Below are 13865 nucleotides of genomic sequence, written 5' to 3'. Positions count from 1 at the left end.
TTGCCGCCCCGTGTCAGATCCATCGGACAGGGGGGCAGCGCGTTGCAAACCAAGCCGGAAATCGCGTCCCCAAGCTCGGGGCTGACCGATTGTCGGCCGGGGTCGAATCGGACCGGCGACGCATTGCAGGCGTCCGGGAACACACGAACCACGGCGCTGCGTTCGGGTTTTGCCCCGCGCGTTCGGCCGGCTTCGGCGCGCGCAGACGACAAAACCCGGCGCGCTGTCCACATGGCGGCGTCACCGGTGCTCTGCTGGGAAAAAAAATGATGGGGGATTTTACCGCCAAAGCGTCGGCAAAGCGAGTTATCCACAGGAATGCCCACAGCGCCGACATTTTCGAGCGGACGTGCCGCGTTAACCCGCCTGAGTTTGCGTCATGGCTGCGCAAATGCCCGGCAACTGCAGCAATTCCGCGACCGTTTGGATATCTCCCCCGCGCGCACCCCGCTCCAGCGGCAGAAATTGAACTATCGGACGATTTCCGCCAACATTCCCGGCGGCAAGTCCGCCAGATGGTGCTCGCGCGAGTAACGCCGCACCGATAGTAGACGGGCGTATTGCGTAAGTATTGCGTGACTATCGCGTAAGTATTGCGTGAAATGGCTAACCTATTGACACACAACGGAAAAGCCGATTAAATAGCGGGTTCGTTAGAAAGATAACCGGATTCCTATCCAACTCCCGACGGCTGGGCCAAGCGTGAAAGTCCTTGAATTCGCAGGTTTTCACGGTGTCCATGTGGCGTTTCACGATGCTGCTGCGCGGGAATTTTTTCACACAGTGAGTGCATCATGAAACGTACTTTTCAGCCTTCCGTGACGCGCCGCAAGCGCACCCATGGCTTCCTGGTTCGCATGAAGACCCGTGGCGGCCGCAAGGTCATCGCCGCGCGTCGCGCCAAGGGCCGTAAGCGCCTGGCCGTCTAATCGCGGCTCGCTCGTACCGCGGTTTGCGCGTCAAATCCGCAAGGCGCGAAGTCCCGGCATTGGGGTTTCCCAAAGCTGCGCGACTTCTCAAAACGGATGAGTTTTCATCCGTTTTTAGTTTGCGCCCTCTGCGTCGCAGCGCGCACTTCGTGTTGTACATGCGCTGGCGCGAAAATGCGCCTGACGCCCCTTCCGATGTCGATGCCACGCCTCACGAGGGCCGCATCGGCATTGTCGTCGGCAAGAAGCACGCGCCCCGCGCGGTCACTCGCAACCTGATCAAGCGTCAGGCGCGCGAGATGTTCCGTCAGCGCCGCGCCGCTCTGGCAGGCTGGGACTTCGTGCTGCGATTGACCCGGCGCTTCGATAAGGGAACGTACACGGCGGCGGCGGCGCCAGTGCTGAACACACTGTGCCAAGCCGAATTCGCGCAGCTCTTCGACGCGGCCGAGAAAGCCGCCCGGAAGCGCCGCACGATCGGCGACAAGTCGGAAAGTAGTTAGTGGTTGGTTCTCACACGGTAGCGCCCGACCCCGGGCATGCGCCGCCCACCCGGCCACCTCGGCCGGACTGACAGGCGGAATCGAGATGCGAAGCGTGCTGTTGTTGCTCCTGCGCGGTTACAAGCTGGCGATCAGTCCCTGGCTGGGGAACCGTTGCCGCTTTCATCCGAGCTGCTCCGACTACGCGCGCGAGGCCATCGTCGAGCACGGTGCCGGTTACGGCACTTATCTCGCGGCCCGGCGTCTATGTCGCTGTCACCCGTTTCACCCCGGCGGTTTCGATCCCGTGCCGCCGGCTCGACACGTCTGTAACGCTCCCGATCACACCGCCGAAGGCGCCGATGCGGCCGCCGGAGGCGACACGTCGCGAGCCACGCAGACGGTCTCGTCCGGGCCTGCGGCCGCATCGGCAGTAACGCGCCGCGCGCCGGGCCATTCCTGAGTTTCGTCCACCACGAGTTACCGCATGGACATCAAACGCACCGTACTCTGGGTCATTTTCGCGCTGTCTGTCGTGATGCTTTTCGACAACTGGCAACGCGCCAATGGCCATTCGTCGCTGTTCTTCCCGACGCCTGAGGTTTCGACGCCGGCCGCCACGGGCGGGGGCAAGACACCGGCCAACGACCTGCCGCACGCTGCCAACGGCACCGCCGCTGCCGGGAATGCGCCTGGCAACGCGCCGGCCCCGGCCACCGCGCAGCAGGTCCGCATCACGACCGACGTCTACGAAGCCGACATCAGCACGCAAGGCGGCACGCTGTCGTTCCTCGCGCTCACCCAGTGGCCCGACGCCGATGAAGCCGACAAGCACGTCGTGCTGTTCGACAACACGCCGAGCCATCAGTATTTCGCGCGCACCGGTCTGATCGGCGGCGACTTCCCGAACCACAACGACATCTTCACGCAGGTGCCCGGCCCGACCACGATGACGGGCGACACCCTGACCGTGAAGTTCGAATCGCCGATCAAGGGCGGCCTGCAGTTGGTGCGCGCCTATACGTTCCATCGCGGCAGCTACGTGATTGACGTATCCAACACGATCGTCAACAAGACCGACGCCGCCATCACGCCGACGCTGTACATGGAACTGGTGCGTGACGGCCGTGAAATCAGCGGCGCGAAGTTCTCGCATACGTTCACCGGCCCGACGGTCTACAGCAGCGACGAGAAATTCCAGAAGATCACGTTCAGCGACATCGACAAGGACAAGGCGAAATACGTCAAGCAGTCGAGCGATGGCTGGATCGGCATGGTGCAGCACTACTTCGCCACGGCCTGGATTCCGAAGGAAGGCGCCAAGCGCGACAACTACATCGGCAAGCTGGACAACGGTCTGTATCGCGTGGGCGTGAAAGAGCCGCTCGCGAGCATTCCGGGCGGTGGCAGTGAGACGGTCGATGCGCGTCTGTTCGCCGGTCCGCAGGAAGAGCACATGCTCGAGCAGATTGCGCCGGGCCTGGAGCTGACGAAGGACTACGGTTACTTCACGATCCTCGCCAAGCCGCTGTTCTGGCTGCTCTCGAAGCTGCATGCCCTGATCGGCAACTGGGGTTGGGCGATCATTGCGGTGACTGTGATCATCAAGCTGGTGTTCTTCCCGCTGTCGGCTGCGAGCTACAAGTCGATGGCGCGCATGAAGGAAATCACGCCTCGGATGCAGGCGCTTCGCGAGCGTCACAAGAGCGATCCGCAGAAGATGAATGCCGCGCTCATGGAGCTGTACAAGACCGAAAAGGTCAATCCGTTCGGCGGTTGCATTCCGATCGTGATTCAGATTCCGGTGTTCATTTCGCTGTACTGGGTGCTGCTCTCGTCGGTGGAAATGCGCGGTGCGCCGTGGCTGGGCTGGATTCATGACCTCTCGACGCAGGATCCGTATTACATCCTGCCGGTGCTGATGGCCGTGTCGATGTTCATCCAGACCCGCCTGAACCCGACGCCGCCGGATCCGATGCAGGCCAAGATGATGATGTTCATGCCGCTGATCTTTTCGGTCATGTTCCTCTTCCTGCCGTCGGGCCTGGTGCTGTATTACGTCGTCAACAACTCGTTGTCGATTGCGCAGCAATGGTCGATCAACCGAATGCTCGGCGCCAAGAAGGAAAAGAAAGAAAAGAAGGCGACCTGACGTTTTCCGGCCTGCCTGACTGACGAAGCCGCCCGCGAGTCTCTCGCGGGCGGTTTTGTTTCGTGCGTGTCAGAATAGTCCCCTGTTTTTCAATGAATCGTTCCATGAGCGCCACCGTCTCGACCGTTCCGATTGCTGCCATTGCCACTGCCCCCGGACGCGGCGGGATCGGCGTGGTGCGGGTGTCCTTCGGCAAACACCGCGGCGACGCTGTACAACGGGTGATCGCGCGACTCGTCGGGCAACCGCTCAAGCCGCGTCATGCGTCGTATCTGCCGTTTCTCGACACCTCGGGCGATGCGCTCGATCGCGGCATCGCGTTGTACTTCCCCGGCCCGAATTCCTATACGGGCGAAGACGTGCTGGAGTTGCAGGGGCACGGCGGACCGATCGTCCTGCAACTGCTGCTGCAGCGCTGTATCGACGAAGGTGCGGCACTGGGTGTGCGCCTGGCAGAGCCGGGCGAATTTACGCATCGCGCGTTTCTGAACGACAAACTCGACCTGGCACAAGCCGAGGCGGTTGCCGATCTGATCGAAGCGAGCACGGAGGCTGCCGCGCGCTCGGCGAGCCGCTCGCTCGACGGCGCGTTCTCGCGCGAGATTCATTCGCTGGTGGATCTGGTGATTCACCTGCGCATGCTGGTCGAAGCAACGCTCGACTTCCCCGAGGAGGAGATCGATTTTCTGGAAGCCGCCGACGCGTTCGGACAGCTCGAGCGGATTCGCGCGCAACTGGCGCGGGTGTTGTCGCAGGCGCGGCAGGGCGCTTTGCTGCGCGAGGGGATGAATGTGGTGCTCGCGGGACTGCCGAACGTGGGCAAGTCGTCGTTGCTCAACGCACTGGCGGGCGCGGAGTTGGCCATCGTCACGCCCATTGCCGGGACCACGCGCGACAAGGTGCAGCAGACGATCCAGATCGATGGTATTCCGCTGCATATCATCGACACGGCGGGCTTGCGCGAGACGGAAGACGAAGTTGAGCGCATCGGCATCGCGCGGAGCTGGAGCGAGATCGCGAAGGCGGACGCCGTGCTGCACCTGCTCGACGCGCGCACCGGCATGACCCCGGAAGACGCGCGTATCGCGACGCAATTGCCGAAGCACGTGCCGATCGTGCGCGTATACAACAAGACCGATCTCGCGGGCGAGCCGGCGACGGTGTTGCCGAAGGAGGGCGCCGCACCGATTGGCGTACGCTTATCGGCGAAGGGCGGACAGGGCATTGATCTGCTACGCGCGGAGCTGCTCAGAATTGCCGGCTGGCAGGCGGGCAACGAAGGCGTATTTCTTGCGCGCGAGCGTCATTTGTCTGCGCTGCGCACGGCCCGCGAGCACATCGAGACGGCAAACGCGCATGCGCGTCAGAATGCAGGCGCGCTCGATCTCTTTGCCGAAGAATTGCGCCTGGCGCAGGAGCAACTCAGCACCATCACAGGCGAGTTCACGTCAGACGATTTGCTCGGCGTGATTTTCAGCCGGTTCTGTATCGGGAAGTGATCTCAGCACCACTCAGCACCACTCAGCGCCGCCTCCCACTTCTCCCGCCCCCCCAGCTCCCCCGCATATCGTCGTCAAAAGCGTAATGCTTTGAAACACTTCTAACAGGCACCGTGATTGCCCCGGACGGGGGACGCGCCTAGACTCGGAAGGGTCAGCTCCCGGGCGGCGTTGCGTCACATTGGGTCACATCCACCTCGTTTGCGACGCGCGTGCGCGAGGCGGAATCCACCGCGCCGGGGGTTCGTTCTGCGAGGTCAGTGCCGTGAAACGTCTTCCTGTTGTCCTCGGCGTCGCCGCCGTGGCTGCGGCCATGGTCAGCAGCAGCGCCTTCGCCTGGCATGGCGCAGGTGTGCGCGTCTGGGTCGGTCCTGGCTACTATCCCTACACCTATCCCTACGCTTATCCCTACTATCCGCCCGCACAGTACTACGCGCCCCCCGTCGTCGTCGTGCCAAGCCAGCCCCAGCAATACATCGAACAACCCCGCCCCGGCACCCAAGGCGATCAGTCCGGCGCGAACGGCGACACCTGGTACTACTGCGACAAAGCAGGCGCCTACTATCCCTACGTGAAAACGTGTCCGTCCGGTTGGCGCGAAGTCCCTGCCCAACCGGCTTCGAACTGATCGGGAGGCGCGCCATGTCATTCGAATCGTCACTCGCCCGGTCGCGTCGTCCGTCAATCGCCGCAGCCCATATCGCACCGGTTGCAGGACGCCCGCGTCGCGCACCACGCCTCGCCGCGCCGCTGGCCTTGGTCCTCGCCGCCGCCGCGCTCGCCGGGTGCGCCGTAGTCCCCACCGGCCCAAGCCTCATGGCGTTGCCCGGCACGGGCAAATCGTTCGACCAGTTCCGTCGAGACGACTTCAATTGCCGACAATATGCCTCGGGCCAGAACGGCGGGCTGGACGCTGCCTCCGCCGCCAACAACAGTGCCATCGGCAGCGCCGTGCTCGGCACCGCCATCGGGGCCGCTGCCGGTGCGGCCTTCGGCGGCGGCTCAGGGGCCGCCGTCGGTGCCGGGGCTGGCCTGCTCGCAGGCAGCGCCGTGGGCATGGGCAACGCGCAGTCGTCAGCGTACATGACGCAAAGCCGCTATGATCAGGCCTACGTCCAGTGCATGTATGCGTCCGGCAATCGCGTCCCCGTTCGCGGAGACATGGCCCTGCCAACGCCTCCAGTGCAGCGCTATGCACCGCCGCCGCCTCCGCCCCCGGGCTGGAAGCCGCCAGCAGGCGCCTACTGATCCTACAAAATGACGTGACGCCGACGTCGCCCCCGCGAGAGGGGCCGACGTCGGCGAAATCGCGTCGCGTCACCCCGAGACACCTAATGACCCACAATTCGACCCTGCGCTCAGCTCCCTCCGCTCCCTCCGCTCGCCATGCTCGCCACGCTGTCCCGCTAGACAGATCACGCTGGCTGATGCTGTGCGCGAGCCTCGCCGCAGCCCTCGTGCTTACGCCGCACGCCCACGCGCAAAACACGTCCGCCGCATCGAACTTTGGCAACGTAACGAATGCAGCAGGTACCCCCAGCGCGACGGGATCGGGGGTCTTCAATCCGAGCGCGGATATCTCGCGCGCCATCGCACACGACACCGCCGACACGGCCATTCAGAACAACTGGAACAGCATCGTGCGGCCGCCCGTGCACGCCAAACCCGACGACAAACCGGCAGAGACACCGCGCCGCAGCCGTCGCGGCATCACCCCCGGCATCTCGACGAACTGACCGGACCGTCGTCGAAATACCGCAGTCGCCGTAACGCGTCCGCTCAGGCCAGTGCCGCTCGTCAACACTTCAGGCGACGTTCGGCCACCCTCCGCCTCACTGGCATTCGGCCGGTAGCCCGTCTACTATGAGAATCATCAGACGGACCCAACCCCTGGTGTCTTCATGCGACTCTTCCTTGCCCTGTGGCCCGGGCCGGGTGTGCGCGCCCAGCTTCACGAGTGGGCGGTATCGGCGCACGCGGAATGCGGCGGACGTGTCCTGCGCGCCCAAACCCTGCATGTGACGTTGGCCTTCCTCGACGAGGTCGATCCCGCGCGGCTACCGGTATTGCTCGCGCTCATGCAGCGCACGCCGCTCGCGCCGTTCAAGCTCACCCTAGATCATCTTGGCTACTGGTGCGATCGCAAGATCGTCTGGGCCGGCGCGACCGGTGTACCGGAGAGCCTCGTCGCCACCCGCAACGCCCTCCTCTCGCAATGGCGTGCGACGGGGGCCAGCGTCGTGACGCAATCGTTCCGCCCGCATGTGACACTGCTGCGGCATGCGCGCCGCGCGCCGTCCGATCTGCATCCGCGCCCGCTCGTCTGGCACTGCGACGGTTATGTGCTCGTCCATTCGGTGCGTACGCCGCGCGGCCCGCACTACCGCGTGCTCGCGCAACACCACGGCGCGCAGTCCGACGGCTTTTCCGCAACGCCCCCCGAGAATTCGGCGATGCCCGCAACGCAATACGGTATATTCGGATGACGATGCACCGGCCGGCCGGTTGGTGCGTCGGTTTTTTTGTCATTCGCAGGAGGCTCAAGTGCAAGTCGGATCGATCGTCAAATCCAATCACATTGCAGTGCCGCAAGGGGCCATGGGCATCGTCACCCGCGTGCTGGGCGACATGGCAATGGTGTGCTGGTACTCCGGCCAGCCCGGTGCATCGAAACAACTCAACACCGAACCGTTCTTCATTGCCGATCTGATCGAGACGGGCGATGTCATGCCGGTCGGAGGCAGCCCCATCCTGCACTGAACCATGTGCCGCGCGGACGGGCGCTCACCTATCAAATCACTCAAGTCACTCAAACGCCGCCCCATCGAAAGACGGGCCGGCGTTTCGCTTTTCAGACACACGTGACAGGTATCAGACTGGCCCTACCCGCTGGCGCATGAGCGCATCGAGCCGCGCCGCCATGCGCTCGCGTCGCCTGCGCGAGGTGCGATAAAGCAACGCCGCCATCGCGAGCAGGACCACGCAAGCAATCAGGAAGACGGCATACGGCAACGTGTCGCCATGCAACCGCATGCTGATCTGCGCACGGGTCGTGCTGGTGCAAACGATCGTCCCGGCGCGCATGCCCGTGTAGTGCATTCCGCAAACGGCCACCGCCATGACCAGCGACGCCAATGCGCGTTGCAGGCTCGTCTCAAGATGGAACGCCAGCCAAAGCGCGACGCTCGCCGCCACAATTGCAATGAGCACCGATAGCGCAACGATCGTCGTATCCCATTGGAAATACGCCTGCGTACGCACAGCGCTCATGCCGAGATAGTGCATGCCGGCGACACCCAGGCCACCCGCCACACCGGCAATAACGCATGGCAAGGCGTTGCGATACGGCGCACGCGCCACATACCAGAGCGCCGCCCCCGAGACTGCGACCGCCAGCAGCAAGCTGCCGAGCGTAGGCCACAACGAGTACGACACCGGGAACGGCATACGCTGGGCGGCCATGCCGATGAAATGCATGCCCCAGATCCCAACACCGCCAAGGGCCAGCGCCGATACGAGTAGATAACCGACGCTGATACGCCCGTCGTCGTCGCGAATGCGCGACGCGGCTACCAACGCCACGTACGCGCCCAGTGCCGAGATCACGAAGGAGAGCAGAACGAGAAGCTCACTGTACTGAAGCGGAATGACGCTACCTGGCTGCATGGGCTGATCCTGTGATTTCGCTGTCGCCGGGGTGCCACTTGCGCTGACGAGCGAACGATATTTGAGCCTTCACGACGATGCCCAGGGGAGTGCGACGTGGCATCGCACACGTCGGGCTTTAGCGCCGATTCAATCTCGCCGTCCCCACGGCGTCAAGGGGTAAAAGCGTCTCACGTTCGCTAGACAAAGTTGATTTCCCGCATATCGATGGCGCACAGCGAAACGGGCGGGTCGCAAACCCTTACGGGACGCGCGATTCGCGCAACCGCGCCGGATTCCGAGGCGCGGCGAGTCCACCCGCCAACGATTTAGAGCGCGAATTCCAAACCCGCGTCGCACACGGTCGCTGTTCTGCGGCACCATCCGGGGATAACATCGGTGCCAGTCCCTGCGACCCGGCCGTCATTCTTTGGGAGACGCTTCACATGGCAGACGTTGCCGCCGCAAACGCCACCGCTGCGCCGCAAGGCGCGCCGTTGACCGGTACGCGACTGGCGATCCTCACGGTAGGTCTCGCCCTGGGCACCTTCATGGAGGTGCTCGACACATCCATTGCCAACGTTGCGGTACCGACCATTGCCGGGAGCGTGGGTGTATCGAACAGCCAGGGCACGTGGGTCATCAGTTCGTATGCGGTGGCAGCGGCCATTGCCGTGCCGCTCACCGGATGGCTGGCGCGTCGCGTGGGCGAAGCAAAGCTGTTCGTGTCGTCGGTCGCGGCCTTCACCGTGGCGTCGATGCTGTGCGGACTCGCACCGAACATGGAGACGCTCGTCTTCTTCAGGCTGCTGCAGGGGCTCGTGTCGGGCCCGATGGTGCCGCTCTCCCAAACCATTCTGCTGCGCAGCTTCCCTGAGAAAAAACGCGGCCTCGCGCTCGGCCTGTGGGCCATGACGGTGATCGTCGCGCCGATATTCGGTCCAGTAGTGGGAGGGTGGATCACCGACAACTACACCTGGCCCTGGATCTTCTATATCAACGTGCCCGTCGGCATCTTCTCGGCGGTGTCCTGCTTCCTCCTGCTGCGCGGGCACGAGACGAAGACGTTGAAGCTGCCCATAGACCTGATTGGAATGGCGTTGCTCGCCATCGGTGTGGGCGCGTTGCAGATGATGCTCGACCTCGGCAAAGACCGTGACTGGTTCAACAGCAGCCTGATCGTCACGCTCGCGCTCACGGCTGCAATCTGCCTGTCGTTCCTGATCGTGTGGGAGCTGACGTCCGACAAGCCCATCGTCGACCTCACGCTGTTCAAGGATCGCAACTTCACGTTGGGCGTCGTGGTGATTTCGTTCGGTTTCATGACGTTCTTCGCCTCGGTGGTGATTTTCCCGCTCTGGCTGCAAACGGTGATGAATTACACGGCAGGAAAAGCCGGATTGGCGACGGCCCCCGTCGGCCTGCTGGCGCTGCTGCTCTCACCCTTCATCGGTCAGAACATGGAACGTCTGAACCTGCGCGCAGTGGCCTCGTTCGCGTTCTTCGTGTTCGCCGGGGTGTCTTTCTGGAATTCACACTTCGCCCTGAATTTGTCGTTCGCAAAGGTCATCGAGCCTCGGCTCGTCCAGGGCATCGGCATTGCGTGCTTCTTCGTGCCGATGACGACTATCACGCTCTCGAGTGTGTCAGACGATCGCCTCGCCGCCGCCGCCGGGCTGTCGAACTTCTTCCGAACGCTCTCGGGGGCCATCGGCACCGCCGTGAGCACGACAATGTGGGAAGACCGTGCGATATACCATCACGCTCGGCTCACCGAGAACCTCACGCCATACTCCGACGCTACGACAACCTATCTCGACCAACTGCGCCAGGGGCTGGGCCTCACGAACGGCGCCGACATCGGCGTGCTCAACGATCTCGTCACGCGCCAATCCTTCATGCTGGCCACGAACGACATTTTTCACCTCTCGGGATATGTCTTCCTCGCCATGGCGGCGCTTGTCTGGCTGACCCGACCGAAGCGCGGCGCCAAAGCCGCTGTCGGCCACTGACACCCGCTCGCCCCGATAGAACGTGCCGATCGTTCCAGAAAAGCAACAATACTTTTCGTATTCCCGGCTTCTGGACGTCACGACGGGGCGCTACCATGCCGTATTGCGCTTACTTGCCAACAGGTACCCGGCATGCTGTTCGATCTGATCGCCCGCTACGGGCTATGGCTAGTCTTTCTGAATATCTTCGGACAAGCGCTGGGATTGCCGTTGCCGGCTTATCCCACGCTCATTGTCACGGCATCGACGTCGCTGTTCCCGGCGACGCAGATTGTCGCGTTGGCGGTCTTCTCCGCGCTGCTCGGCGACGCCCTCTGGTTCCTTGCCGGACGACGCTACGGCCACCACATTCTGCGGCTGATGTGCCGCCTGTCGATCTCGCCCGATTCGTGTGTGAGTCGCACCGAGGGCGCGATGGGCCGTCATGGTGTGCGCGTCCTGATGTTCGCCCGCTTCGTGCCGGGACTCTCGGCGCTGTCCGTGCCGATGGCCGGTGCACTCGGCGTATCCTGGCGCACATTTCTGATGTACGACGCTATCGGCACGGTGCTCTGGTCCGGTGTGGCGGTGGCGCTCGGGGTGGCCTTCGCGTCGCACATCGTCGCCGTCCTCGATACCTTCGATACGCTTGGCCGTGGCGTGCTGTGGCTGATCGTGCTCGTTTTCGCGCTGTATCTGCTCAACCGGTGGCTCAACCGCTATCGTCTGCTGCGTTCGCTGCGCATGGCGCGCATCGGCGCGCAGACGCTGGAAGCCTGGATGAAGGACGACGTCGCGCCCGTCGTGATCGACGTGCGCTCCGCCGCTCGCCGGGCCGTCGATCCGTTCACGATTCCCGGTGCCCTCGCCGTGGCACCGAACGAGATCGCTGAAAAACTGCGGGAAGTGCCGCGCGATCGCCGAATCGTGGTGTTTTGCGCGTGTCCGAACGAGGTAACCGCCGCTCGGCTGGCCCAACAACTTCGTCAGCAGGGCTTCGCGGAAGTCCGCCCGCTGCTTGGCGGCCTCGACGCCTGGCGCGACGCCGGCTACACCGTCGAGAAAATCGACGGCATTGACATGCTCGTCCCGGCCCACTGATCTTCGGGCGTCAGCGCAATTCATTGCGCACAATCGAATGACGCGCGCTTGTCCTTAGAGACGCGCGCGTTTTGTTTTGGATCATGCCTCGTTGAGGGCGTCGCGAAGCTGCAGCAACAGTGTCCGCAATGTCTTTTGCGCCGTGTCGGACTGACCGGTTGCGGCTTGCACTTGCGCGGGCACCTGACGTGCCTCACGACGCATCGCAGTCCCCCTTGGCGTAAGTTCGATGAACACCTGCCGTTCGTCTTCCTGTCCGCGCCGGCGCGTCAAAAGCCCCATGGTTTCCAGCCGTTTGAGCAGCGGCGTGAGTGTACCGGAGTCGAGTCCCAGGCGTGCGCCAAGCTGATTGACCGCGATGTCGTCCTGCTCCCATAGCACGACCATCGCGAGATATTGCGAGTACGTCAAACCCAGTCTGTCGAGCACCGGCTTGTAGGCCTTCGTCATGGCAAGCGACGTCGAATACAACGCGAAACCCAATTGCTCTTCCAAACGCACGGGGAGTTTTTGTGCGCCTTTTCTACTCACTGCCATTCGTGGATCACTTTTCAATTCCAGTTCAATTGCGCGCCATTCTATTTCACCGCGTGGAATGTGACCAGTTGCATTGACGTGTGACTTCGCGGGCCACAAAGGACGTCTGCGTGGAAAGATGCACCGCCGCGCCGCATCAAATGAAGCGACGACGACGGGGCGAGCACCCAGGCGGACGGTGCATCACGTGACGCCGCCGTCGGTCGACATCGCTGTCGGTAACCGGATGCGTCGGGGAAACCGTCGCGCGAATCCGTTCAAAAGCGGTTGTGGCCTCAAGAATTTACATCTATCTGAATAACGTTCAGAAAATCGCCGTGCCGGTCTCCCCCTCTGACGTTTGTCGCTGCGAGGACGCAGGGAATCGCAAAATCGAAGTGCGTGCCACTGGCATTCGACTGGTATGACGATTCCGCCGTAGGAGACGCCAGAAATGACGTTATGTGAGCATTACTCGGTTTCGTTACGAAAACTTCTCGTGGCTGTGCGTGCGCGGCTTCCGCGCGGCTTCAATTCGCCCCGAACACCTTGCGAATCGCGTTCAACTTGCCGGAATCGTCGGTCTACGAGGGGCGGTTCAGGCGCTGAGAGCGGCCTCTTCGACGATCTGCTGCAGAAACGTTTGCGTTAATGGCGAAAGTGAACCGCTCTTGCGTGTCAGGATCGCTATTTGACGGGACCACGTCGCTTGACCCGCCACCAAGGCTTTGAGACCCAATTGTTCAGCCACCGGGCGATGCTGCGTGCTGCAGATGCCGAGCATGTCGGTATTGGCGATCAGGAAGAACACGCCCACCGGGGAACTGTAGCTGCTCTGCACTTGTACTCGCGGCCCGTCGACTCGGTGCTTCCTGAAGTACGCGTCGATTTGCTGCCGCGCGGAGACGCCATGCCCAGGCAGAATCCACGGATAGCACCCAAGCTGACTCGGTGAAACGCTATCGATATTCGAGCAAAGCGGGTGACCCGCTCGGCATACGACAAACGTAGACTCTGTCAGAAGCGGGACAGCTCTTAGGGCTTCCGGCAACTCAGCCGGCGATGGGCCGACCGCCAGATCGATATTTCCGTCCAATAGTGCCCGGATTAGCGTATCGGACAGTTGAACGGTCAGATCCAGGCGAAGCGCGGGGCGGCTCCTGACCAGTGCCAGAAATGCCCGATCCACCAGCGGCTCCGCCGCCGGCGTCGCCCCCAGTCGAACCTTGGCCAGTTCTCCGGCCGACATTTCTCCAAGCTGATTCAGAGCGTCTTCGTACACCGTGCGCAACGATGCGGCGTGTCGTTGAAACTCGGCGCCAAATCGCGTTAGCAACATCCCTTTCGGCGAGCGCTCGAACAGCGTCACGCCCAATTCTGCCTCCAGACGGCGAACGGCTTTGGTCAGCGCCGGTTGACTAACCCCGACCTCTTCACCCGCCCGGTGCAAGCGTCCCGTGTCAGCAATCGCCAGGAAATAGCGCAAGTCGTCGAGGTTCATGATAACCATTGGTTATTGAAAATATCGATCCCGTGCTTGTACCACGAAT

15 protein-coding genes are annotated in these 13865 nt (G+C 62.8%); 12 read left to right on the top strand and 3 right to left on the bottom strand.

The genetic code is table 11. The features are described 5' to 3' along the window. Positions 1-794 precede the first annotated feature (794 nt). The 10 genes from rpmH to ACE3UG_RS13205 all read left to right on the top strand — a co-directional run bounded on the left by rpmH (position 795) and on the right by ACE3UG_RS13205 (position 7822). Complete coding sequence (gene rpmH / locus ACE3UG_RS13250) at positions 795-929, top strand: 50S ribosomal protein L34 (RefSeq protein ID WP_010806664.1); 135 nt, start codon at positions 795-797, stop codon at positions 927-929. A gap of 23 nt (positions 930-952) precedes the next feature. Continuing rightward, on the top strand, positions 953-1432 hold the full coding sequence (rnpA, locus tag ACE3UG_RS13245; protein WP_374624538.1) for a ribonuclease P protein component: 480 nt from the start codon (positions 953-955) through the stop codon (positions 1430-1432). A gap of 85 nt (positions 1433-1517) precedes the next feature. Then, positions 1518-1874 (top strand): membrane protein insertion efficiency factor YidD, encoded by a 357-nt coding sequence (gene yidD, locus ACE3UG_RS13240; RefSeq protein ID WP_374624536.1) that lies wholly within the window; start codon positions 1518-1520, stop codon positions 1872-1874. Positions 1875-1898: 24 nt separating this feature from the next. Further along, complete coding sequence (gene yidC / locus ACE3UG_RS13235) at positions 1899-3563, top strand: membrane protein insertase YidC (protein WP_374624534.1); 1665 nt, start codon at positions 1899-1901, stop codon at positions 3561-3563. Positions 3564-3667: 104 nt separating this feature from the next. Then, the gene (gene mnmE / locus ACE3UG_RS13230) at positions 3668-5062 is read left to right on the top strand and encodes a tRNA uridine-5-carboxymethylaminomethyl(34) synthesis GTPase MnmE (protein WP_374624532.1); all 1395 of its coding nucleotides are present in this window, start codon (positions 3668-3670) and stop codon (positions 5060-5062) included. A gap of 265 nt (positions 5063-5327) precedes the next feature. Next, positions 5328-5690 carry a hypothetical protein gene (locus tag ACE3UG_RS13225; protein WP_374624530.1) on the top strand — a complete coding sequence of 121 codons (363 nt, stop codon included), beginning with the start codon at positions 5328-5330 and terminating at the stop codon, positions 5688-5690. A 14-nt stretch (positions 5691-5704) separates the two neighbouring features. Beyond that, a complete protein-coding gene (locus ACE3UG_RS13220; protein WP_374624528.1) occupies positions 5705-6310 on the top strand; it encodes a hypothetical protein in 606 nt (201 codons plus the stop codon). Between the two features lie 179 nt (positions 6311-6489). After that, positions 6490-6798 carry a hypothetical protein gene (locus ACE3UG_RS13215; RefSeq protein WP_374624526.1) on the top strand — a complete coding sequence of 103 codons (309 nt, stop codon included), beginning with the start codon at positions 6490-6492 and terminating at the stop codon, positions 6796-6798. 165 nt (positions 6799-6963) lie between these two features. After that, on the top strand, positions 6964-7548 hold the full coding sequence (thpR, locus tag ACE3UG_RS13210; protein WP_374624524.1) for an RNA 2',3'-cyclic phosphodiesterase: 585 nt from the start codon (positions 6964-6966) through the stop codon (positions 7546-7548). 58 nt (positions 7549-7606) lie between these two features. Further along, complete coding sequence (locus ACE3UG_RS13205) at positions 7607-7822, top strand: hypothetical protein (RefSeq protein ID WP_017233878.1); 216 nt, start codon at positions 7607-7609, stop codon at positions 7820-7822. A gap of 111 nt (positions 7823-7933) precedes the next feature. Here the strand turns inward: ACE3UG_RS13205 and ACE3UG_RS13200 are convergent, their stop codons facing one another. Beyond that, positions 7934-8728, bottom strand: a complete 795-nt coding sequence (locus ACE3UG_RS13200; RefSeq protein WP_374624521.1) for an MHYT domain-containing protein — start codon at positions 8726-8728, stop codon at positions 7934-7936. Positions 8729-9153: 425 nt separating this feature from the next. Between ACE3UG_RS13200 and ACE3UG_RS13195 the strand changes: the two genes are divergently transcribed. Together ACE3UG_RS13195 and ACE3UG_RS13190 are read left to right on the top strand one after the other, a co-directional pair. Next, complete coding sequence (locus ACE3UG_RS13195; protein ID WP_374624519.1) at positions 9154-10719, top strand: DHA2 family efflux MFS transporter permease subunit; 1566 nt, start codon at positions 9154-9156, stop codon at positions 10717-10719. A 132-nt stretch (positions 10720-10851) separates the two neighbouring features. Then, a complete protein-coding gene (locus tag ACE3UG_RS13190; RefSeq protein WP_374624517.1) occupies positions 10852-11799 on the top strand; it encodes a DedA family protein/thiosulfate sulfurtransferase GlpE in 948 nt (315 codons plus the stop codon). 81 nt (positions 11800-11880) lie between these two features. Here the strand turns inward: ACE3UG_RS13190 and ACE3UG_RS13185 are convergent, their stop codons facing one another. Then, positions 11881-12336, bottom strand: coding sequence for a MarR family winged helix-turn-helix transcriptional regulator (locus ACE3UG_RS13185; protein ID WP_374624515.1), 456 nt, complete (start codon positions 12334-12336; stop codon positions 11881-11883). Between the two features lie 577 nt (positions 12337-12913). After that, a complete protein-coding gene (locus ACE3UG_RS13180; RefSeq protein WP_374624513.1) occupies positions 12914-13816 on the bottom strand; it encodes a LysR family transcriptional regulator in 903 nt (300 codons plus the stop codon). Positions 13817-13865: the final 49 nt, after the last annotated feature.

This window comes from Pandoraea sp., from assembly GCF_041919235.1.
Classification (GTDB): Bacteria; Pseudomonadota; Gammaproteobacteria; order Burkholderiales; family Burkholderiaceae; genus Pandoraea.
This window is presented reverse-complemented; position numbering and strand designations above follow the sequence as displayed.

Excerpts from the sequence above, each read along its gene's own strand:
- ACE3UG_RS13185 (WP_374624515.1), bottom strand. The coding sequence starts at position 12,336 with ATGGCAGTGAGTAGAAAAGGCGCACAAAAACTCCCCGTGCGTTTGGAA.
- ACE3UG_RS13195 (WP_374624519.1), top strand. The coding sequence starts at position 9,154 with ATGGCAGACGTTGCCGCCGCAAACGCCACCGCTGCGCCGCAAGGCGCG.
- ACE3UG_RS13200 (WP_374624521.1), bottom strand. The coding sequence starts at position 8,728 with ATGCAGCCAGGTAGCGTCATTCCGCTTCAGTACAGTGAGCTTCTCGTT.
- mnmE (WP_374624532.1), top strand. The coding sequence starts at position 3,668 with ATGAGCGCCACCGTCTCGACCGTTCCGATTGCTGCCATTGCCACTGCC.
- yidC (WP_374624534.1), top strand. The coding sequence starts at position 1,899 with ATGGACATCAAACGCACCGTACTCTGGGTCATTTTCGCGCTGTCTGTC.
- ACE3UG_RS13215 (WP_374624526.1), top strand. The coding sequence starts at position 6,490 with ATGCTGTGCGCGAGCCTCGCCGCAGCCCTCGTGCTTACGCCGCACGCC.
- ACE3UG_RS13180 (WP_374624513.1), bottom strand. The coding sequence starts at position 13,816 with ATGAACCTCGACGACTTGCGCTATTTCCTGGCGATTGCTGACACGGGA.
- thpR (WP_374624524.1), top strand. The coding sequence starts at position 6,964 with ATGCGACTCTTCCTTGCCCTGTGGCCCGGGCCGGGTGTGCGCGCCCAG.
- ACE3UG_RS13190 (WP_374624517.1), top strand. The coding sequence starts at position 10,852 with ATGCTGTTCGATCTGATCGCCCGCTACGGGCTATGGCTAGTCTTTCTG.
- ACE3UG_RS13220 (WP_374624528.1), top strand. The coding sequence starts at position 5,705 with ATGTCATTCGAATCGTCACTCGCCCGGTCGCGTCGTCCGTCAATCGCC.
- yidD (WP_374624536.1), top strand. The coding sequence starts at position 1,518 with ATGCGAAGCGTGCTGTTGTTGCTCCTGCGCGGTTACAAGCTGGCGATC.
- rpmH (WP_010806664.1), top strand. The coding sequence starts at position 795 with ATGAAACGTACTTTTCAGCCTTCCGTGACGCGCCGCAAGCGCACCCAT.